This is a genomic window from Streptomyces sp. TLI_053 (assembly GCF_900105395.1).
Lineage (GTDB): Bacteria > Actinomycetota > Actinomycetes > Streptomycetales > Streptomycetaceae > Kitasatospora.
Map to the genome: position 1 here is coordinate 2,293,135 of NZ_LT629775.1, position 20,959 is coordinate 2,314,093.

A 20,959-nucleotide genomic window follows, 5' to 3' on the forward strand; every position below is an offset into this window, starting at 1 on the left:
TCAGTTCCCACCCGCCCCGGTCGGCGCACCCGGGGCCGCGGGGCGTCCGGACGCCGGGGATCCGGCGGGCGTGCCCGAGGCGGCGACCGGGGCCGCCCCACCGCTTGCCGGTGCCCCGGCGGCGGCAGTGCCCGTGCCCGTGGCGCCGGGGGTCGGCGCGCCCTGGGCGGGGTTGCCCGGCGCGGCGGCGGAGGGCGAGGCGGCGGCCGGACGCGGGGCCAGCACCACCTGGATCCGCCCGGTGGCCACCCAGCTCGCCAGCCGGGCGGCGTCCGCCTCGTTGACGACGACGTCGAACACCTGGCCGCCGTCGGAGTCCCCCCGGCCGACCGTGTAGACGGTGGCGCCGAGCGTCTCGGGCTTCCCCCCGTCCGAGGTGTACACCACGATCACCGGAAGGCCCGGCTGGAGCCGGGTCGCCGGGAGCTGGGTGCGCCGGGCCGCGACGCCGACCAGCAACTGCCCCGGGTTCAGGACCAGCGACTGCGCGAGGTCCGACCTGGTGAGCAACCCGCCCCGGTGGAGGTCCGTGGTGGCCCGCATCCCGATCGCCTTGGCCCGGTCGGCCGCGTCCAGCGGCTTGAGCGCCGGATCGCTCGCGATCCGCACGGTCACCAGGTCGCCCTCCGTCAGCGTCTGCCCCCACGGCACGTCACGGGCCAGCGCCAGCACGGTGATCCGCTGGCCGGTGCTGTTGTAGAGCACCGCGCCGCCCAGGCCGCCGGCGGCTATCAGGGCCACCGCCATGGCCAGCACGGCGGGCCGCCTGCGCCGGGCGCCGAGCGCCCGTCCGGGGGTGCGCGGGGCACCGCGCCCCTGTTCCGGCACTGCCACGGGCGCGGGCGCGGTGCTGCTCGCGGTCGCCGTGGCGGACGTGCCGGAGCCGGATGCGGCAAAGGTACGGTTCTCCACCGGGCTTCGGCCTTCCTAGCGTCGTTCGTCGGTCGTTGCTGGGGTGGCGGCCGGCCGCCGCCTGCGGTTCTGTGCCGCCTAGTTGAGGACCTGCACCTCGGCCACCGGGAACTGGAGCCGCACGCTGGTCTCCAGGTCGATCGGCGCCACCGTCTGGTTGCCGCCGGTGATCGTGACGTCGCCGACCCAGTGCACGGTCAGGGTGCCGTAGAACAGACCCGCCTTACGGGTGCCCGAGCCGGTCGTGAAGACGTGGCCGCAGGTCGGGGACGGGCTGGAGCCGTACTTCGGCTCGTACGGGGTGCCGGCGCCCACGCACTTCTTCACCGTCTCCTTCTTCGGGTCCAACTGGTCGCCGAGGCTCCATTCCAGGCTCTTCAGCCGGGGGGTGACGGTCACCGAGATGACGTTGCCGCGCGCGGTCTTCGCCGCCGGGGCATCCGAGTTGGCGAGCCAGAACCAGACCGGTACGCCGACCACGGAGGTGCCCTCGGGGGCGATGCCGGGGACGGGGTCGGGGAACTCGATCTCCTCGGCGGCGCTGTGGGCCAGCTCGACCGGGTTGTCCGGCGGCGGCCCGGCGGGCGGCTGGGCGAAGAACTTGGTCTGGCCAACGCTCTGCCCCCCGCCGGGAGTGGGGACGGCCTCGGTGTAGACCCCCCCGTCCTCCGGCTTGTGGCCCTCCCAGAGCGGATCGCCTGCCGGGGGCTGTGGGTGGAGCAGCTGGTAGTACCAACCGGTGGCGGAACTGAACCAGCCGTACCCCGGGCTGTAGCAGGCATAGTTCTGGCCGTTGAAGCTGCAGACCTGCGGCCCGCTGCCAGTCCCACCGGTCCCACCGCCGCCCTTCGGCGGCTTGGTGGTGGTCTCGCTCGTCCCGGCGCAGATCACGTTCACGTGGCAGCGGGTGGCGCCCCCGGTGGGGCCCGTGTCCGCCACGGCGGTGCCCGTCGGGGCCATCAGTAATCCGGTGAACAGCGGCGCGCCGATCACCCATCGCCTTACCGGCTTCAGCATGTGCGTCCCACCTCCCGCTTGAACTCGTGGATCAGCCAACGCGTTCGGAACTGTCGTAGCGAAACGGTCGCCACATACCGGGTGAGCCGGTCGGGCGGGTCCATGACCGCGCGGGTCGCGGCGTCCGCCTGGTGCCACCCGGACACGTCCAGGCAGTCCTCGATCACGGCGGTGTTCGGATCGGCCGTGATGTCGACGGACTTCACCACCGGGGAATTCTTCGGACTGCCGGTCATCACCAGTTTGGCGTCATGCAGTTGTTTGAGATTGACCAGCGCGTCGGTCAGTACCTGTCCGGACGCGAAGGTGCCGAATCCCGAACCGTCCGAGTCCGGCTGCCCGTAGGCCTCGACCTGGGCGTTCCACCAGTCCTGATAGGTCCTCACCGCCTCGCGCGCGGCGGCGCCTTCGACCCCGTCGGTCGGCGCGTTCCCGACGTTTGCCGAACCACCCGAAGGGGTTACCGGAGTCACGCCCGCAACCGTGGGCGCGTTCGTCCCAAGCCGATCGGCGGACCCCCCGGCCCCGCTGCTGGAACAGCCGCTCAGCAGCAACGCCAGAATCACCCCACCGATCCCAACCGCCCCAGGGCGCAACACATTTCCGCGCTGCCGCATCGCCCCACCTCGTCGCAGCCGGCCCCGTGTGTGGTCCGGGGCCGCCAGAAGAATTCCGCAGTCCCGCTGGTGTTGCCTCGCGAGCATCGATTCTTCGCCAAACCGAGCCTTCACGGCAACACCTGGGGCCTCCTGACCTTACGCGGAAGGAGGATCCGTCGGGGCACTTTCCCGCCACAGAAGAGCCAACAGTTCTTCGGAAAGCGACAATCCGGCCAATGCACCCCGAATCGCGGCCCGATTGCGCATCAGCAGGCGCCCGCCCTCCGGCGGTACGAGCAGGCGCACACCCGGCGCCTCGCCCTGGCGCGGGGGCGCACCGGCACCGTCCCCCTCGTGCGGGGCGCCGCCGTCGAGCAGCGCGCCGACGGCCGGCTGCAGGTCGTGCGGGCCGACGGCGGCGGGCGCTCCCGGGACGCCCTGCCGGAGCACGGTGGCGAGCGACCGGCTGAACGACCCGGGCCCGCCGGGGAGGACGGCCTCCCGGCCCCGTCTGCCCGGGATCCCCCGGCCGGGCGCGTGCCGGCCGATCCGGCCCCAGAGCGGGACCCGGGGGTAGCTGAGCAGCTCACCGGCGCCGTCCTCGCCGCCGCCGCGTTCCAGCGCCGCCCAGGTGTCCTTGTCGGCCACCGCGTCGACCAGCAGCAGCGCCTCCTCCTGGTCGCCGTGCACCATCGCGCTGACCACCCAGTCCCAGGCCAGCCCGCGCCGGTAGGCGTTGTCGGCGGTCGAGCCCGCGGTGACCAGGGCGAGCCGGCGGCCGCGCGGGTCGGCCACCAACTGGCCAACCAGGCAGACCAGCAGCCAGCGGCCCGGGCGGGCGGCCGCCTCCCGGACGGCGGTCAGCATGGCGTTGGCGTCCGCGCCCGGCTCCACCACGGTGACCCGGGTGTCGGCCGCGCCCGCGTCGAAGCACATCCCGGGCAGCACCTCGGCCAGTTCCCGGGCGCCCTCGGCCGCCCGGCCCGAACCGCCGAACGCGCGGTCCGGCCCGCCGTCCGCGCCGATCACCACGAGATCGATCCCGCTTGCCACCCGCACCGCCCCCTCCTGCCCGGCCCCGGTACCCCGGGACCGCCGAACCGTTCCGTTCCGCCACCCGCTCCGGGCTCCGGGCTCCGGGCCTCGCGGCACACCCGGTGCGCCTCGGTGCCACCGCCGGGCAGGCTATCGCCCCGTGCCGTCGGTGTCGGGCCTCCGGGCACCGTCTTCTCGACGCGTCCGGGACCGCCCGCCCCCCGGTCACCCTCCGCGCCCGCTCCGTCAGCTCTCCGTCAGCTCGCCCCGGCCCACCGTCCGCGTCCGGACGGCGCGGCCCCAAAGCCCTGCCGCCCAGGGACCATGGGCCCTGTCGGCCCACGCCCGGCGGAGGGACGATCGGACGCATGGACCGTGACGACGCACTGGACGACGAACCGGAGGAACTCGGCACCGAGGCGTGCCTCCGCCTGCTCAGCACCGTGCCCGTCGGACGCGTGGTGTACACCGAGCACGCGCTCCCGGCCGTGCTGCCGGTCTCCTTCGAGGTCGTCCCGGACGGGCGCCTGCTGCTCGCCGTGCGCCGGGACAGCGCCACCGCGCGCGGGCTGGACGGCACCGTCGTCGCCTTCCAGGCCGACCGGATGGACCCGCTCACCCGGAGCGGCTGGAGCGTTCTGGTCCACGGCCGGGCGGACATCCTGCGCGACCCGGAGCAGATCCTCCGCGCGCTGCGCTCCGGGCTGCGGCCCTGGACCGACGAGCCCGACCCGATGTTCGTCGCGGTGGCGCCCGAGCTGATCAGCGGCCGTCGGCTGTCCTCGTCCGGCCACACCGTCCCGCAGTCCTGAGCCCGACCCGGGTCCGACCGCGCCCGACCGCACCCGACTGTTCGAAGGGGCGTGACCGCCCCGGGCGGGTGCTTCCGGCGGACCCCTGACAGGTGACCGGCGAGTAGGCATACTCTGCGGAGTTCGCACCACCGCACCGCGACCGCTGTCGCACCGCCCGCCCTCAGGAGCGCTCCGTGACGATCTTCGCCTCCCTCGCCGAGCTGACCGCCGCCGTCGGCACCGAGCTGGGGACCAGCCAGTGGCACACCGTCGACCAGGCGCGGATCGACCTGTTCGCCGAGGCCACCGGCGACCACCAGTGGATCCACGTCGACCCCGAGCGGGCGAAGGAGAGCCAGTTCGGCTCGACCATCGCGCACGGCTACCTGACGATGTCGATGATCCCGGTGCTGGCCAAGGAGTGCTACGGCGTCGAGGGCGTCCGGATGGCGCTGAACTACGGCTCGGAGAAGGTCCGCTTCCCTGCCCCGGTGCCGGTCGGGACGGCGATCCGGGCCACCGCCGAACTCGTCTCGGCCACCGAGGTGTCCGGCGGGGTGCAGGCCGTGGTCCGGTTCACCATCACCAGCGCGGAGAGCGCCAAGCCGCACTGTGTGGCCGAGACGATCACCCGTTTCTACGCCTGATCACCGGGGAAGGCCCCTGGTCGGCGGACGGCGGCCGCCGCTCGCCGGGTCCGGAGGGCCGAGCACGAGTAACCTCCGACGAGATGGTTGTCGTACCGAACCGGTGTCCCCGCCGACGGTGCGCGCCCCGGCATGCCAGGTATCCGTCGCCGTCCTTGGAGGTGCCGTGCCCCGCCCAGCCGCCCCGTGGTACTCCCGCGTCCCCGGCCTGTCCCCGACCCTCACCACGCCCCCCGGCCGGACCGGACCGTCCGGTCCCGGCGCGCTGTCCGGCCTGACCGGACTGCCCCGGGCGGCCTGGCACCGGGTCCGGACGGACGCCTTCGGCGCCGAGCCGCGGGGCGAACGGCTGGCCCGGATCCACCGCTCCCCGCAGTTCGCCGACGGCGCCTTCCGCAACCCGGTGCCGACCCGGCGGCTGGTCTACGAGCGCAGCCCGCTGGAGATCACCCGCGCCCAGCTGGCGGCCGACCGGGTCCGCCGGGTACCGGCCGCCGCCGTGCCGCTGCACCGGCTGCTCCCGGTCGACCTCGCCGAACCGCCCGCCTCGGGCCTGCGGCTCACCTGGCTCGGCCACGCCACCGTGCTCGCCGAGATCGGCGGCCGCCGGGTGCTGTTCGACCCGGTCTGGGGCGAACGCTGCTCCCCCTTCGCCTGGACCGGCCCCAAACGGCTCCATCCGGTGCCGCTGCCGCTGTCCGAACTCGACGGGGTGGACGTCGTGGTCGTCTCCCACGACCACTACGACCACCTCGACATGGGGACCGTCCGGGCCCTGATCGGCACCGGCGCGACCTTCGCCGTGCCGCTCGGGGTCGGGGCGCACCTGGAGTACTGGGGCGTGCCGGCCGACCGGATCGTCGAACTCGACTGGTGGGAGTCGGCCGAGGTGGCGGGCCTGACCCTGACCGCCACCCCCGCCCGGCACTACTGCAGCCGCGGTCCGCGCACCAGCCCGCTCTTCCTGTGGGCCTCCTGGGTGGTGGCGGGCGGCGGCCGCACCGTGTTCCACAGCGGGGACACCGGCTACTTCGCCGGCTTCGCCGAGATCGGCCGCCGACTGGGCCCGTTCGACGCGACGATGGTGCAGGTCGGCGCCTACAGCGACTTCTGGCCCGAGGTGCACATGACGCCCGAGGAGGGCGTCCGGGCGCACCTGGACCTCGGCGGCGAGGTACTGCTGCCGATCCACTGGTGCACCTTCAACCTCGCCCCGCACCCGTGGGAGGAGCCCGCCGAGCGGGTGGTCGCCGCCGCGCGGGCCCAGGGCGCCCGGCTGGTGGTGCCGCGCCCCGGCAAGCCCTTCGAACCGGTCGAGCCGCCCGCGCTGCGGCGCTGGTGGCGGGCGGTGGCCGCGCCGCCCGGGGACGGGGACGGCACGCCGCTGGTGGTGCCGGACGGGTCGGCGGACCCGACGGCCGCCGCGGGTGCCGCGGCCGCCGCAGCTGCGACGGGGCCGGCGGCACGGGGTGCCGGGCCGGCGGGCACCGGACCGGCGGGAACGAACGGGTCCCGCCCCACGGTGACGGCCGAGGACGACGGCGTCCCGGTCTGAGCGGGTCCGGTGGCCGCGTCCGGCCGGGCGGCGCGTGGACGTGCCGGCGGGCGGACGTGCCGGCGGGCGGACGTGCCGGGCGGTGCGCTCGCGTGCCCGGACGGACTCCTAGCCCCCGGTGCGCCGCCCGCTCGCGGCCCCGCCCGCCGCGCCGGCCTCACCGGCCCGGCGGCGGATCAGCCGCCAGCCCGCCTGCTGCACCAGCAGGGTGAGCACCCCGGCCAGCACGATGCCCGCCATGTTCAGCAGCAACTGCAGGCTGGACCCCCAGAACTGACGGAAGTCCCCGTACCCGAGCGCGACGGCCGCGTTGGCGGCGGCCGGCACCGTGGTCACCGAGATCGCCACCCCGACCATCATCCCCGCCTTGGCCGAGGTGACCGAGAGCAGCCCGGCGATGCCCGCCAGGAAGGCCACCACGAACGAGGTGGCGTCCGGCTGCCAGATGAACGAGGTGTTGGGGCGGGCGCCGTCGAACTCCTCCAGGGTGAACAGGCCCAGGCCGTCCATCAGCAGGGTGAACACGACCGTCAGTGCCATCGCCACGGCGAAGCCCGTCATCAGCGCGTTCAGCGAGCGCAGCGCGGGCCGGGACCGCCGCTGCACCAGTGCGACGCAGAGCCCGGCCAGCGGACCGAACTCCGGCCCCACCGCCATCGCCCCGACCACCAGGATCGCGCTGTCCAGGACGGCACCGCAGGCCGCCAGCATGGTCGCGACGGCGAGGAAGGCCAGGAAGACCCAGGTGAGGGTGGACTCCTCGTGGGTGATCTCGGAGACCGACTCCCACACCAGGGCGTCGGCGCCCTCACCGGGTGCGAGCCGTTCGGCCTCGTCGGCGGCCTTCGAGAGGGTCAGCTCGATCTCCTGGACGTCGATCGCGCCGCGCTCGGTCAGACCGGTCCCCCGGAGGCCCGCCAGCACTTCGTCCGCCGACTCCCGGGCGACGTCGCACAGCACCACGTCCCCGGACGGACGGACGGCCGCGTCGGGCAGCAACACCACGTGGGTGACGCCGACGCAGTCGTCCAGACAGCTCAGCACGGGATCCCGGAGGTCGGCGGGGACGATCAGACGGAGGTGCAGCACAGGTGCTCCGGTGGCGCGCGGCGGGTGGCGGTCCCGCACACCCTAGGCGGCCCGGGCGAACACCCACGTCGGGGCCCTCCGCCGGGCACCACCGGCACCCGGACACGGTGCTGGGCTGCGGCGCTGGGCTGCGGTGCTGGGCCCGCCCGGCCCGGCGGCCCGCAGCGCCGCCGGTGCCCCGTCGGCGGGCGCGGGCTCAGTCGCCCGCCAACACGTCGCGCAGCGCCCGGGCCTCCTTCACCAGCCGGGCGGCGCCGGGCCGCGCCGCGGTGGCGGTCACCTCCTCCACCGGGCCGCGTGCCCGCGAGCGGCGCGCGGCGTCGGTGGCGACCGCGAGCACGTCGGCGGTGCCCCGCAGCGCCTCGCCCCCGAGCAGCGTGGGCAGGACGGGGGCCAGCACCGACCAGACGGTGGCGCAGGCCCCGGTGTCGGCGGCGGTGCCCAGGGCGTGGGCGAGGCGGTTCGGCTTCACCGTCCCGAGCGCGAGGAGCTCGCCCAGCTCGCGCCCGAGCAGGGCGGCGTCCAGGTCGCCCCGGGCGGCCAGCACCAGCAGCGCGTCCACGGCGGCGGTGCGGTCCTCCGGGAACCGCGCGCCGAGGCAGTAGGCCAGTGCCAGGTGCAGCGCCAGCCCGGCCGGCCCGCCCGCCTCGGCGAGCACGACCAGCATCCGGGCGACACCGCGCCGCTCCCGGTCGGCGGAATCGGCGAACCGGTCCAGCCATCGGGCCGCCAGCTCCTCCCGGTGGTGCGGGAGCATCGCGGCCCAGTGCTCGGTGGGCTCCCAGAGCCACTCGTCCTGCTTGCGGACCCGGGCCACGCTGGGCTCGGTGCCCTCCAGCAGCGCCCGGAACTCCGGGCCGAGCCGCTCGCCCGCGGGCCCGGCCGGTCCGGCGCTGCCGGGCTGGGCGACCGCGAGCCGCTTCAGGGCCTCCCACCAGCGGTCCCAGTACCGCAGCGGGCGCAGCGACGCCGGGGCCGGGGCGAACAGCACCCGCTCCGAGCTCTGGGCCGGCAGACCGCCCCCGCGCAACCAGGCCGCCAGCCACCGCCCGGCGGGCGAGGTCAGCCGGTCGGCGGCCGCCAGCACCTGCGGGTCAGCCGTCGGGGCGACCCGCAGCAGCGCCGCGTTCAGGTCGGCCGGAGCGGCGGCCGCGCCGGCGGCCTCGTAGGCGGCGATCCGGCCGACCAGCGCGGTCGCGGCGATCGCGCCGGTGGCGTCGGTCGGCGTGGCGAGCAGCAACGGCAGCGGGTCGGCCGCGACCCGCTCGGCCGCCTCGGAGATCCGGGCGGCCAGCACCGTGCCGTACACGGTGTTGTGCTCGCCGCGCAGCGGGTGCCGGCCCTTGTTCCGGAAGACGTGTCCGAGCCGGTACGGGTCCACCTGGCCGGCCACCACGGCGGCGAGGTAGAGCGCGTCGGCCGGGCCGCAGTCCTGCCAACGGCCGACGTTCTGCCACGGGTGGGCCCGCAGCACCGGTTCCAGTGCCTCGGCCAGCGCCGGGCGGTCACGGTGGGCGTGCCGGACCAGGCCGTCCAGGACGCGTTCGAGGACGGCGACGCCGGGCCGGCCCGCGGCCAGCAGCACGGCCAGCTCCTCGGCGACCTCCGCCGGGGTGGCGAGCGGCTCCCCGAGCGGGGCCGGCTCGGGGACCGGCGGGAGCAGTTCGTCCCAGGCGGTGTCCTCCTCCCCCGAGCCGCCGAGGACGGCGCCGAACAGCGCGCCCGCCCGGGCGTGGTGGACGGGGTTCAGCGTCCCGGCGGCGAGGCGCAGCTCCGGCAGCACGGCCTCGCCGGCGGTCTTCAGGCGGCGGGCGACCAGGTTGAGCGCCCGTTCCTGGAGGGCGCTGTCGGGGTGGCCGAACGCCTCGGCGGCGGCCAGCGCGACCGGGCCGGAGCGCTCCGGCGCGCTCCGCGCGGCCTGTTCAAGCCAGGCGAGCTGGGCGCGCACCAGCTTCTTCTCGGCCCGGAACAGCACCACCGCGGAAGCCTCGGTGACCAGCTCCGGTTCGACCAGCCCGGCCCCGTCCAGCCCGGCGAGCACCTGCTGGGCGTGCCCGGCCACCGCCGGGAGCCCGTCGAGCAGCGCCATCAGGTCGCGGACCCGGGCCGCGTACTCCTGCGGCGTGGGCGCGAGCGTGGTCAGCACGCCCAGGAAGGCCCGCTGGTCGGCGGCCCGGCCGCCGCGCACCAGCCGGCCCAGGCAGAGGTCGATCAGCTCCGCGCGCCCGAACAGGCCCTCCTCGGCCAGCCCGGCGATCGCCGCCGGCCAGTTGTCCCCGGGCCGGGTGCCGAGCCCGGCGTCGAGCGTCCAGGCGACGTCCTCCAGCTCGAACACCCGGGGCAGCAGGACCGGGGTGAAGGTGTCGACCCTCAGCCGCTCCAGCAGGGTGGTGGCGCTGCCGCGCGGACTGTTCTCCCGCCCGGCGCCCGACCGCAGCCACTCGGCGACGAACTCGTCGGAGGCCGGCACCGCGCAGCCGGTGCGCCGCACCACCCGCTCGATCAGCGGGAAGAGGTCCCAGCTGAAGCCGGAGCCGCGCTTGGCGGCGAGCCGGCCCACCACCTCGATCTGCCACTCCTCCGGCTGGGCCTCGACCACCTCGGCCAGGGCGGGGTGGCGGGCCCAGGAACGGCCGGTGAAGTCCCGGGAGCCGATCCAGGCGGCCGCGCCGGCCGGGCCGGGGTGGCAGCCGGCGCCGGCCACCAGCAGCGCGCACATCCGCTGGTTGGCCGGCTTCGTCCACTCGCCGCGGTTGGCCCGGCGCAGTTCCCTGAGCGCCGGGACGCAGGAGCGCCGCTCGGCGGGCCCGAGCGCGGCGAGCAGCTTCGGCAGCCGATCGGGCCGGCCCTCCCGGATCTCCGTCAGCAGGGCCTCCACGGCGGCGGAGTCCGCGGTCGCCGTCGTACTGGCGCTCGTGCGCGTGCTCGTGCCGGGCCTCGTGCTCGTGGTCGTGCCGCTCATCGTGTCCCCTCCCGGACTCCGCCGTCCTGTCCTCGCGTCCGCGTCCGCGCGTGGATCCCGCTCCCGGCCCCCGCCCCGGCCTGCGCCTCGCGGACCATGCCGACCGCCAGCACGTGCTTGCACGGCCCGCGCCCGCCCCGGTACTTCGCCCACCAGAGGCAGGTGCAGCCGACCGCGCCCGCCGCCTCCGTCCGCACCCGCTGGACGTGGTCGTCCACCGTGACGACCGCCGTCGCGCCGCCCTCCTCCAGCCGGACGGCGCCGGCGGCGACCAGTGCGCGGGCGGCCTTCAGCCGGGGGTTGGCCGACTCCGCCCGCCCGGACTCGTACGGGAGCCGGCGGTGGAAGTACGCGGCCTCGGCCACGTCGTAGCCGATCTGCCCGGCGGTGCCGAGCCTGGTCAGCGCGGCCCGCACCCGGGCCGGGGCGAGACCGGCCTGCTCGGCGAGCTCGGCGACCTCGATCCTCGGCTCCCAGGCGAGCAGCGTCGCGACCAGGTCGGCGTCCGGCTCGGCGGTGCCGGTGGCCAGCGCCCCGAGGACACCGCCCTCGCCGCTGAAGCCCCGGGACGGGTCCGGCGAGAGGGTGAGGGTGAGCCGCATCCCGGGCAGCTCGACCTCCCAGGCGGAGGCCGTCGGACCGTCACCGACGGCCGGCGGGCCGTAGATCCGCAGTGCCCTGGCGTGCCGCAGCACCCGCTGCAGGGCGGCCAGCCGCTCCGGGCCCGGCAGGCAGACCGCGCCGGCCACCGGCCTGGTGGTCGGCCGCAGCGTCCGCCCGGCGAGGACCACCCACTGGACCGTCCTGGCCCCGGCCCGGCCGCCGCGGGGCAGCGAACGGAGGAAGCGGACCGCCTCGGCGGCCGGCAGCTCGGCCCGCAGGTCGAATCCGGCGGCGGTCACCTGGGTCTCGGCGAAGCCGCGCAGCCAGCGCTCGGGCAGCGGGACCTTCTTCTCGACGACCGGCCCGTCGAAGGTGGTGACCTCCAGGGCGTCCGGGCCGACGGCGAGGTGCAGCGGCTCGGCCGGAGCGATCCGGGTGAGTGCTTCTCGCAACGGATTGTTGACGTCGACGTTGGTGGTGCCGTGGCCGATCGCGCCGCCGTCCAGACCGGCGGCGAGCACGTCCAGGCGGGCGTAGACGCCGCAGCAGCCGGAGAAGGACTCGAACCGGAGCCGGTCGCCGTTGGCGGTGACCACCGGGTCCAGCGAGGCGCGCAGCTGAGGCTGGTAGTACCGGGCGGCGGCGACGTCCGCCACGGCGAGCAGCGCGGCGGCGGCCGGGGCCGGCTCGGCCAGGAAACCCGCGAAGAACCGCGGGTGGGCGGCGTCCCCCAGCGGGGTGGCGCCGCCGGACGTCTCCAGGGCGAGGCTCCGGCCGGCCGCGCCGTCGACGACGGCGGACGGGCGCAGATAGGCGTACGCGTGTGCGGATTGCGACATGCCCGTGACGCTAGGTCGAGGCACTGACAATCGGCCGTCCCGGCTCCGGCGGCAGCCCGCCCGGCCGGCCGCCGCGGCACTGTCCGCCCTCCGTCGGAATCCGGACAATGGAACACGTTCTAGCAAGCGTGTTCGCCCGGACGGGTTACCCACGTCACATCGGCGGGGCACCCCGGTCTGCCACTATGGGCCAGTGACAGAGCTGACCGAACAGGACAGACGGGCGATCGACACGGTCGGACCGTTCGCCGATCTGCTGCGGATCGAGACCCTCGACGAGAACACGTTCCGCGGCCGCTGCCACGCCGGGGCGCCGATGCGCGCGTTCGGCGGCCAGGTCGCCGCGCAGGCCCTGGTGGCGGCCGGGCGGACGATCGGGGCCGACCGCTCGGTGCACTCGCTGCACGGCTACTTCCTGATGCCCGGCGACCCGGGCCGCCCGATCGAGTACCGGGTGGACCGGGTCCGCCAGGGCTCCTCCTACGCCACCCGGCGGGTGACGGCGGTCCAGCGGGGAGAGACCGTCTTCACCCTCTCGGCGTCCTTCAAACGCCCCGAGCCGGCCGCCGACCGGCACCGCGAGATCCCCGCGCTGCCCGGCCCCGAGGAACTGCCGGACGCCTTCGCGCACTGGGACGACGAGGCCCGGGCGGCACTGGCCGCCAGCGGCTTCGGCGCCCTGGAGCTGCGCTTCGTCCCGCCGGACGCGCCGGGCGTGCCGCCGGCCGTGCCCGGCATGCCGCAGCAGTTCGTCTGGCTGCGCGCCGGCTCCCCGCTGCCCGCCGACGACCCGCTGCTGCACGTCTGCGCCCTCACCTACCTCTCGGACCTCACCCTGGCCTCCACCGCCGGGCTGCACGTCCAGCCGAACTTCTTCCAGCGCACCGAGCCGCCCCGGCTGCTGATGGCCTCGCTGGACCACGCGATGTGGTTCCACCGGCCGTTCCGGGCCGACGAATGGCTGCTGTTCGCCCAGCGCAGCCCGTCCTCCTCGGACGGCCGGGGGCTGGCGCTGGGCGAGTTCTACGACCGAGGGGGGCGACTGGTGGCCTCCGCCGTCCAGGAGGCGCTGATCCGCGAACGCCTCGTCGCGCCCCGCTGACCACCCGGTCCGCCCGCCCGCTCCGCCCGGCCCGCCGCGCCGCGCCCGCCGTCCGCCGCCCCACCCGCACTCGGTGACCGGGGGGCGAACGGCGGGCGGCCGGTCGGCGTCATATTCCTGAGCGGCCCCGGCCCGTATCATGGTGCGGGTGACCAAGGTTGACCTGTCACCACGGCCGGTGGAGGCGATGTCTCCGCGTCAGCTCGAACGCCGCGAAAGCCTGATCGCGGCGGCGCTCGCCCTGGTGAACGAGATCGGCGTCGAGCGGCTGCAGATGAAGCAGGTCTGCGAGCGGTCCGGAGTCGCCCTGGGGACGGCGTACCGCTACTTCTCCTCCAAGGACCACCTGCTGGCGGCGGCGATCGCCGACTGGCACCGGCTGCTGCTGGCCGACCTGGTGGCGGAGCTGCGCGGACCGCGCGCCGGCCTGGGCGCCACGGACCGGGTGGCGCGGTTCGTCCGCGGCGGCATGCGCGCCTACCAGCGGCAGCCCGAGCTGGCCAGACTGCGGGTGGCCGTCGCCGCCTCCACCGACCCCTTCGCCAGCGAGGCGCTCCAGGGCATGGCCCGGGCCGACAGCACGGCGCTCCAGGCGGTGATGGCCGACGAAGTGCCGGCCGCGGCCAGTGACCTGGTGCGGCACATCGTCGGCCACGCCTGGCAGGGCGAGCTGACGGCCTGGGTGACCGGCCGCACCACGCTGGGCGACGCCCGGCGGCGGCTGGAGGACGTGGTGCGGCTGGTGCTGAACCCGTACGAAACGCCCCGCCCGGCCCCGTACGAGGTCACGTCCACGGCCTGAGGCCCCACGCGGGCGCGGGCCGGTCCGGGCAGGTCCGGCCGGCCCGCTCCCCGGCGTGCCCGCGCGGCGGGGCGGCGCGGGGGGGCGGGGCGGCGCGGGGGGCAGGGCGGCCCCGGGTGGTGGAGCGACGGGCTTGACCTTCACACCGGTGTGAACTCCTAGCGTGCGGAGCGGGCCGGCCGTCCGGTCCCGGCCCCCTCCGTCCCGCACGACCCGCCCAGGAGCACCGCCATGACCACCCGCCCCGCCACCGCGTCCGCCTCCCCCGCCGCACCGCTCGCCCGGACCGTCCTGGGCAGCGGCCCCGGACTGCTGCTAGCCCACGGCGCGGGCGGCAGCGCACACGACAACTGGGGCCCGCTGCTCGACGACCTCGCCGCCCGCCGCACGGTCGTCGCCCCCGACTTCCCCGGCTCCGGCGACAGCCCCGCCGAACCGGGCGGGCTCTCCCTCGACGACCTGGCCGACCGCCTGGTGGCCGCCGCCGACGCGGAGGGCCTGGACGCGTTCGACCTGGCCGGCTACTCGCTCGGCGCCGCCGTGGCCGTCCGGGCCGTGACCCGCCACCCCGGGCGGGTCCGCTCACTGCTGCTGCTCGCCGGGGTGGCCGGCGGCTCGCAGCGGTTCCGGCTGCTCGCCGACCAGGCGTCCGCCCTCGCCGGGCACCCCGAACTGATGGCCAACCAGCTGCTGACCGTGGTGTTCGGTCGGACCTGGGTGGACGCGCTGCCCGCCAGACAGCTCGCCGGGCTGCGCACCGCCCTGGCCGCCGCGCCGCTCCCGGCCGGCTTCCACGCCCAGTTCGACCTGGCCGCCCGGGCCGACGTCCGCGCCGAGCTGGCCAGGGTCGGCGTCCCGACCCTGGTCGTCAGCACCACCGAGGACGGGCTGGTGCCGCCGGAGCAGCACCGCGCCCTGGCCGAGGGCATCCCCGGGGCCCGGCTTGTCGAGCTGACGGCCGGCCACCTGCCGATGGTCGAGCGGCTGCCCGAGCTGCGGGAGCTGCTGCTCGGGTTCCTGGCCGAACAGCCCGCCGGCCCGGTCGCCGGCTGACCGCCGCCCCGCCCGCACGGGAACACCCGGCCGGACGGCGGCGTTCGCCCGGTCATGCGCATCGGAGAACTCGCCCGCCTGACCGGGGTGTCCACCCGCCTGCTGCGGTACTACGAGGAGCAGGGCCTGCTGCGGCCCACCCGCTCGGCCGGCGGCTACCGCGAGTACGGCGAGGGCGACACCGTCCGGGTGCGGCAGATCCGGGGCCTGCTGGCGGCGGGCCTGCCCACCCGGGTGATCGCCGGGATCCTCCCCTGCGCCAGCGGGCCGGTCCCCGCCCTGGAGTCCTGCCCCGACCTGCTCGCCACCCTCCGCGGCGAGCTCGCCGAACTGGACGCGCGGATCGGCGAGCTGACCCGCAGCCGGAACGCGCTGGCCGGCTACCTGGACACCGCCGGACCCGCGTCCCCGCCGCCGGCCCTCCCGCTCCCCGCCGCGGCCTGAACCCGGCGACGCCCCCGCCGCCGCCCGCCGCGACTGACGACCCCTCACCTCCCCGCCTCCCGGCGCGCCGTCCCGACTCTCCGGACGGGAACTGGACATAGTACGACATGTATCCCTTTTAGATCATGTCGCCGACGCATGCCGTCGGCCCGCCAGTAAGCCGCGAGAGGTACCCCCATGACCAGTCAACCCACCGGGCCGCCGGACGAACCGGCCGCCACCCTCCCCGTCGACCGGGTGGTCTTCGGGATCGGCGCGGTCGCGGTGCTCGGGGTCGTCGCCTGGGGCATCTTCGCCGAGGACTCCCTCGGCCGGACCTCCAGCACCGCCCTCGGCTGGGTCCTGCACAACTTCGGCTGGCTCTTCGTCGTCGCCGCCGACGTCTTCCTCGCCCTCACCGTGCTGCTCGCGTTCAGCCGCTTCGGACGGATCCGGCTCGGCCGGGACGACGACGAGCCGGAGTTCTCCACCCTCGCCTGGGTGGCCATGATGTTCAGCGCGGGCATGGGCATCGGCCTGATGTTCTACGGCGTCGGCGAGCCGCTCCAGCTCTTCGCCGCCCCGCAGCCCGGCTCCGGCCTCGAACCGCAGTCGGCGGCCGCCGCCCAGCAGGCCCTGGAGTTCTCCCTCTTCCACTGGACCCTGCACCCGTGGGCGATCTACGCGGTCGGCGGCCTCGCGCTCGCCTACACCACCTTCCGCAAGGGCCGGGGCAACCGGATCTCCGCCGCGTTCGTCCCCCTGATCGGCGAGCGCGGCGCCGACGGCTGGCCGGGCCGGGCGATCGACCTGCTCGCCGTCTTCGCCACCGTGTTCGGCTCGGCCACCAGCCTCGGCCTCGGCGCCCTCCAGGTGGCCGACGGCCTCGGCTACGTCTCCGACGTCAGCAACACCGAGCGCACCCAGCTGGTGATCATCGCCTCGCTGAGCGCCGCCTTCGTCCTCTCCGCCTTCTCCGGCGTGCACAAGGGCGTGAAGTGGCTCTCCACCGCCAATGTGGTGCTGGCCTCGCTGATCATGCTCTTCGTCTTCGTGGTCGGCCCCACCGTGTTCGTCCTGGACGCGATCCCCTCCAGCGTCGGCGGCTACCTCTCCGACCTGCTCGCGATGTCCACCCAGACCGGTGCCTTCACGGACGAGAGCTGGCTCGGCAGCTGGACCATCTTCTACTGGGCCTGGTGGCTGTCCTGGGCGCCCTTCGTCGGCACCTTCATCGCCCGCATCTCGCGCGGCCGCACCGTCCGGGAGTTCCTGCTCGGCGTCCTGCTGGTGCCCAGCGGGGCCACCGTGATCTGGTTCTGCGTCATGGGCGGCACCGCGATCCGGCTCGACAGCACCGGCGCCGCCGACCTCGTCGAGACCATCCCGCAGGGCGCCGAGGCCTCGCTCTTCGAAATGCTGCGCTCGCTCCCCGGCGGCACGGTGACCAGTGTGATCGCGGTCCTGCTGGTGATGACCTTCTTCATCACCAGCGCCGACTCCGCCTCGCTCGTCCTCGGCTCGCTCTCCAGCCGCGGTTCGCTCCACCCGCGCACCTGGCTGGTGGTGGTGTGGGGCGTGCTGATGGGCGGGGTCGCGGCCGCACTGCTGCTGGCCGGCGGGCTCACCGCGCTGCAGAACGCCACCATCCTGGTCGCGCTGCCGTTCGTCGGGGTGATGCTGCTGCTGTGCGTCGCGCTGGTGAAGGAGCTGCGGACCGACCCCGCCGCCGGACCGTCCCGCTTCCACCCCGCCCACGGCCTGCGGGACGCCGTCCGGGTCGCCGTCGGCGAGGCCATGGCCGCCGCCCGCAACGGGAACCGGCGCCCCCCGAACGGGTGAACCCCGCCTCCCCGGGGCGGGCCGCCGCCCACCCCGGGGCACGGGCTTGACCTGCGGCGTTGCCATGGCCGCCCAAGCCGACGCCCACCCCCCACCCGGACTTCACCCGCACGTAGCGATCGTTAACACCGCCCTGGAAACCTCCCTGCCATGAACGCCATCCTTCCGGCGACCTCCCAGGACCCGCGCTTCCCCATGCCCAAGCGCCACCGACGCGTCCTGGCCAGCTCCGCCGTCCTCGCTTCCGTCGCCCTGGGCATCCTCGGTGTCGGTGCCACCGTCGAGACCGTCCAGCACGGCACCGTCGCCACCGCCACGGCGACCGTCCGGAAGTAGCCCCACCGCACACCGGTACCGGCGCGCACCGGCGCCGCCGCACAACAGCACCACGGCCCACCACCGCCCGCCCGCCTCGCTGCGGCGCGGGCTTTCCCGTGCCCGCTCCCACGCCCGGGGCGAGCGGGGGTGCCGGACGGGCCGGGGCGGGGCGTCACGGGGCAGGGCAGGACGTCGCGGGGCGCGGCAGGGCGGGACGTCGCGGGGCAGGGCGGGGCAGGGCCGACGACCGCGGCGACAGGATCGGGGACCGGGCCGGGTCAGGTCGGGAAGGCCCGCCGCCGCCGACGACCGGCGAACCGGCGAGGACATCCCGCGAACAGCCGCCGGGCCGACGCGGATCAGACCGGCTGACCGGCCCGGGGCGCGGCGGGGGCGGGGATCACGGGACCGGGGTCCGGCCGGGAGTGGCGGCCGGTGCCCGGGGCGGGGAGCAGGTCGGGGGCCGGCGCGTAGCGCGCCGCGGGGGCCCGGAGCAGCCAGCCCGGGGGGCGGGTGCCGCGCGGGGCGGGGGTGATCAGGCCCATCCGGTGGAGCAGGTCGAGCGCGTCGCGGCGGAGCGCGGTGCGGTCGGCGAGGTAGTCGCGGCGCCAGCCGGCCGGCAGGCCGTACTCGTCGGCGATGTCGCCGAGCACGCCGTCTATCAGCGCGTCGGGGACCGGCACGTCGGTGCCCGCGGTCTCGCCCGGCAGCGGCCGGACCTCCTCGACCAGGCGCTCGACCAGCAGCAGGGCCGCCTGGGCGGCCGTGTCGGCGCCGGGCAGGGCGAGGTCGGTGAGCTCCTCCGCCGGGTCGAGCAGGGCGACGCCCTCGGCCCGCTGCTCCGCCTCCAGGCCGAGGAAGTCGGCGAGCGCCGCCGGGCCGGTGCGGCCGTGGTCGCGCAGCCAGGCGCGCTGGTCCTCGGGCAGGTCGGCGGCGAGCACGGCCGGGGTCTCGGCCAGGCGGCGGCGGACGGCGGTGCCCGGCTCGGCCTCGGCGGCGCGGCGGATGAGGTCGGTGGCGTCGTCGGCGAGCGCGGGCGGGCCGACCGGGACGGCGCGGGCGAGTTCCCGGTCGACCGTCAGCACCGTGGGACCGGCGGCGGCCGGGTCGGCGAGGGCCGCGGCGGGGAGGTCGGTGAGCACCTGCCAGTCGGCGAGCACGGCGAGCGCCATCGCGAGCTCGGCCCGGTCCGCCGGCCGCGCGGCCGGGCCGGGCCCGGGGCGGACGGCGTCCATCGCGGCGAGCAGGCCGTCCAGCGGGAGTCGCTCGGGGGCGTCGACCAGCAGGGCCAGCGCGAGGGCGAGCTGCGCGTAGCCGCCGGGGGTGAACGGGGCACCGGTGGCGGGGTGTTCGAGGCGACGGGTGGCACCGGGACCGAGTCCCGCCTTGTGCAGACGGGCGTGCCAGGGACCGACCACCAGGCGGTAGCCGAGCAGGGTGTCGAAGCGCTCGGCGAGCCAGTCGCGGTGACGGCGGATCAGCGGGAAACCGTCGGCGTGCGGCCCGGAGGCGGTCACCAGCGGGTGGGCGACGAGCAGCCGGGCGGCTATCCGGCGTTCGGCGGCGGTGGTCGCGGCGGAACGATCCTGCGGGACGGTACCGGTACTCCGCGAGCGTTCGGGCTTGCGGTGACGGCCGGGCGTGCCCGGCTTGGCACCTGAGAGGACGACGGGCAGCGCGGCGGCGTCCCGGCGGGCACGGCGCAGACCACCGGCCGGGCGCGGTTCGCGGGCCCGCAGCGGTGCGGGGATGTGCGCGGTGGGACCGTGCCACCAGCTGACCTCGGCGGTCGGCGGCCCGGCGGCGAACGGGTCGGCGGCGGCCGGGTCGGCGACGAACGGGTCGACGGCGGACGGTCCGGCCGGGGCGCCGAAGTGGCGCGCCGGGTAGAGGCCGAGGGAGGCGGCGCAGAGGTCGTCGGCGGTACCGGGCTCGGCCTCGGCGAACCAACGAGCGAGCCGCAGCAACCCGGGGTCGGGCGAGAGCCCGGCGGCGGACGGGGAGCCGGGGTCGCCGACCGCCGCGGCGTCCTGCGGGGCGTCCTGCGGGGCGTCAGCTCCGGTGCCGGGGGCGACCCGGGAGCCGGATCCGCGTACGACGACGACGGCGGTGGTGGTGCCCCGCCCCGCCCCGCCCGTGCGCCCGTCCGACCTGCCACCGGCCGTCCGCGCGGCGCCGGTCGCGTACTCCTGCTGCTCCATGTCGGGGACCAGACTAGACGGTGGGGGCGGCCCATGCTGGCAGCCGCCCGGGTCCCGACGACATCCGGCCGAACGGCGGCCGGACCGCGACCGGAGGGCCACCGGGGTCCGGACGGGCACCGGACCCGCGTCCCACGGGCGACACGTCACCCCGGTTGCGCGGCCGGACCTACGCACCGGTAACAATCTCATCCACGCCCCCTGCCGGTCGCCCGCGGCGCCCGGCAGGATGGCGACCGGCACGGGCGCGCCCGCTCCCCTGTCCGCCGCTCCACCCGCCCCGTCCGCTCCCCCACCGCCCGGAGGACACCGCCGCATGAGCATCCGTACGACCACCAGCGCCGTTCTCGGCGGCCGGCTGCGCTCCGCCGGCGGCCTGCTCACCGGCTACGCCGCCACCTCCGCGGCCCACCTGGGGGCGCTGCTCACCGGGACGCCCGCGCTGCGGCACGCCACCAAGCCCGCGCTGATGCCGCTGCTCGCCGCGCACAGCGTCACCCGGGCCACCGAGGCGGGCCGGCGCGCGCCGAAGCTGCTCGCGCCGGCGCTGCTGCTGAGCGCGGGCGGGGACGTGCTGCTCCAGCTCGGCGACGACACCGCGTTCCTGGCCGGAATGGGATCGTTCGCGGCGGCGCACGTCTGTTACGTGACGATGTTCGTCGGCCAGAGCGCGCTGACCGACCGGCGGCGGACGATGGTGGTCGCGGCGGCGTACGCGACGGCCTGGGTGACGATGGTGGGCCGGCTCTGGCCCGATCTCGGGGACCTGCGGGCGCCGGTGGCCGGCTACAGCCTGCTGCTCGCCTCGACGGCGGTCGCCTCGGCCGGGCTCGGGGCGCGGGGCGGCCTCGGCGGGGCGCTGTTCCTGCTCTCGGACACGCTGATCGCCACCAAGCTGGCGAAGTGGCGGGAGCTGCCGGGGCACGATTTCTGGATCATGGCCACGTACCTCCTGGCGCAGTACCTGCTGGCGAGCGGTGCGCTGCGGGCCGCCGAGGAGCGGGAGGCGGGGGCCGACGGTCCGGCGGCGGCCGGGGCACCGACCGCCGCCGGCGCGGGCGCGGCCCCGGCCTGGGCGTGACCGCTACCCGGGCCGGGGCCATGGCCGCGCCCGTGTCCGTGTCCGTGTCCACCGAATTCGCGGCCGCCACGCCCTGACGAACACC

The 20,959-nt window shown here is 76.2% G+C and carries 18 protein-coding genes; 10 read left to right on the top strand and 8 right to left on the bottom strand.

What is annotated here, in order from left to right; genetic code table 11:
- From BLU95_RS09000 to BLU95_RS09015, 4 genes are all read right to left on the bottom strand, one after another.
- On the bottom strand, positions 1 to 912 hold the full coding sequence (locus BLU95_RS09000; protein ID WP_093859532.1) for an SAF domain-containing protein: 912 nt from the start codon (positions 910 to 912) through the stop codon (positions 1 to 3).
- A 78-nt stretch (positions 913 to 990) separates the two neighbouring features.
- Positions 991 to 1,929, bottom strand: coding sequence for a hypothetical protein (locus tag BLU95_RS09005; RefSeq protein ID WP_159424830.1), 939 nt, complete (start codon positions 1,927 to 1,929; stop codon positions 991 to 993).
- Complete coding sequence (locus tag BLU95_RS09010) at positions 1,923 to 2,495, bottom strand: hypothetical protein (protein WP_159424831.1); 573 nt, start codon at positions 2,493 to 2,495, stop codon at positions 1,923 to 1,925. Before BLU95_RS09010 ends, BLU95_RS09005 begins: the two co-directional genes overlap by 7 nt.
- A gap of 189 nt (positions 2,496 to 2,684) precedes the next feature.
- Positions 2,685 to 3,587: a hypothetical protein gene (locus BLU95_RS09015; protein ID WP_093859535.1), complete on the bottom strand. Its 903-nt coding sequence runs from the start codon at positions 3,585 to 3,587 to the stop codon at positions 2,685 to 2,687.
- Positions 3,588 to 3,931: 344 nt separating this feature from the next.
- Here BLU95_RS09015 and BLU95_RS09020 point away from each other — a divergent pair, with 344 nt between their 5' ends.
- The 3 genes from BLU95_RS09020 to BLU95_RS09030 all read left to right on the top strand — a co-directional run bounded on the left by BLU95_RS09020 (position 3,932) and on the right by BLU95_RS09030 (position 6,559).
- Positions 3,932 to 4,375, top strand: a complete 444-nt coding sequence (locus tag BLU95_RS09020) for a pyridoxamine 5'-phosphate oxidase family protein (RefSeq protein ID WP_093859536.1) — start codon at positions 3,932 to 3,934, stop codon at positions 4,373 to 4,375.
- Between the two features lie 176 nt (positions 4,376 to 4,551).
- Positions 4,552 to 5,004: a MaoC family dehydratase gene (locus BLU95_RS09025; RefSeq protein ID WP_093859537.1), complete on the top strand. Its 453-nt coding sequence runs from the start codon at positions 4,552 to 4,554 to the stop codon at positions 5,002 to 5,004.
- A 265-nt stretch (positions 5,005 to 5,269) separates the two neighbouring features.
- Positions 5,270 to 6,559, top strand: a complete 1,290-nt coding sequence (locus tag BLU95_RS09030) for an MBL fold metallo-hydrolase (RefSeq protein WP_173862239.1) — start codon at positions 5,270 to 5,272, stop codon at positions 6,557 to 6,559.
- Positions 6,560 to 6,667: 108 nt separating this feature from the next.
- On the opposite strand, the gene BLU95_RS09035 is transcribed toward BLU95_RS09030, so the two are convergent.
- The 3 genes from BLU95_RS09035 to BLU95_RS09045 form a co-directional block, all read right to left on the bottom strand.
- Positions 6,668 to 7,648 carry a DUF389 domain-containing protein gene (locus tag BLU95_RS09035; protein WP_093859538.1) on the bottom strand — a complete coding sequence of 327 codons (981 nt, stop codon included), beginning with the start codon at positions 7,646 to 7,648 and terminating at the stop codon, positions 6,668 to 6,670.
- 196 nt (positions 7,649 to 7,844) lie between these two features.
- Complete coding sequence (locus BLU95_RS09040) at positions 7,845 to 10,610, bottom strand: DUF7824 domain-containing protein (protein WP_093859539.1); 2,766 nt, start codon at positions 10,608 to 10,610, stop codon at positions 7,845 to 7,847.
- Positions 10,607 to 12,052 (bottom strand): SWIM zinc finger family protein, encoded by a 1,446-nt coding sequence (locus BLU95_RS09045; RefSeq protein ID WP_093859540.1) that lies wholly within the window; start codon positions 12,050 to 12,052, stop codon positions 10,607 to 10,609. Before BLU95_RS09045 ends, BLU95_RS09040 begins: the two co-directional genes overlap by 4 nt.
- A gap of 193 nt (positions 12,053 to 12,245) precedes the next feature.
- Between BLU95_RS09045 and BLU95_RS09050 the strand changes: the two genes are divergently transcribed.
- The 6 genes from BLU95_RS09050 (at position 12,246) to BLU95_RS09075 (ending at position 17,610) form a co-directional block, all read left to right on the top strand.
- Positions 12,246 to 13,154, top strand: a complete 909-nt coding sequence (locus BLU95_RS09050; RefSeq protein WP_231978489.1) for an acyl-CoA thioesterase — start codon at positions 12,246 to 12,248, stop codon at positions 13,152 to 13,154.
- Positions 13,155 to 13,302: 148 nt separating this feature from the next.
- A complete protein-coding gene (locus BLU95_RS09055; RefSeq protein WP_045943995.1) occupies positions 13,303 to 13,956 on the top strand; it encodes a TetR/AcrR family transcriptional regulator in 654 nt (217 codons plus the stop codon).
- 231 nt (positions 13,957 to 14,187) lie between these two features.
- Entirely contained in the window at positions 14,188 to 15,009 is an 822-nt protein-coding gene (locus tag BLU95_RS09060; RefSeq protein ID WP_093859542.1) for an alpha/beta fold hydrolase, read from the top strand.
- 54 nt (positions 15,010 to 15,063) lie between these two features.
- Positions 15,064 to 15,453: a MerR family transcriptional regulator gene (locus BLU95_RS09065; RefSeq protein ID WP_093859543.1), complete on the top strand. Its 390-nt coding sequence runs from the start codon at positions 15,064 to 15,066 to the stop codon at positions 15,451 to 15,453.
- A 177-nt stretch (positions 15,454 to 15,630) separates the two neighbouring features.
- Positions 15,631 to 17,274: a BCCT family transporter gene (locus BLU95_RS09070; RefSeq protein WP_093859544.1), complete on the top strand. Its 1,644-nt coding sequence runs from the start codon at positions 15,631 to 15,633 to the stop codon at positions 17,272 to 17,274.
- A 150-nt stretch (positions 17,275 to 17,424) separates the two neighbouring features.
- Positions 17,425 to 17,610 (top strand): hypothetical protein, encoded by a 186-nt coding sequence (locus BLU95_RS09075; RefSeq protein WP_093859545.1) that lies wholly within the window; start codon positions 17,425 to 17,427, stop codon positions 17,608 to 17,610.
- A gap of 341 nt (positions 17,611 to 17,951) precedes the next feature.
- Here BLU95_RS09075 and BLU95_RS09080 read toward each other — a convergent pair whose 3' ends face one another.
- Positions 17,952 to 19,793 (bottom strand): DUF2398 family protein, encoded by a 1,842-nt coding sequence (locus tag BLU95_RS09080; RefSeq protein WP_093859546.1) that lies wholly within the window; start codon positions 19,791 to 19,793, stop codon positions 17,952 to 17,954.
- A gap of 316 nt (positions 19,794 to 20,109) precedes the next feature.
- On the opposite strand from BLU95_RS09080, the gene BLU95_RS09085 reads away from it, so the two are divergent.
- Positions 20,110 to 20,874, top strand: coding sequence for a lysoplasmalogenase (locus tag BLU95_RS09085; RefSeq protein WP_093859547.1), 765 nt, complete (start codon positions 20,110 to 20,112; stop codon positions 20,872 to 20,874).
- The last annotated feature ends 85 nt before the right edge of the window (positions 20,875 to 20,959 follow it).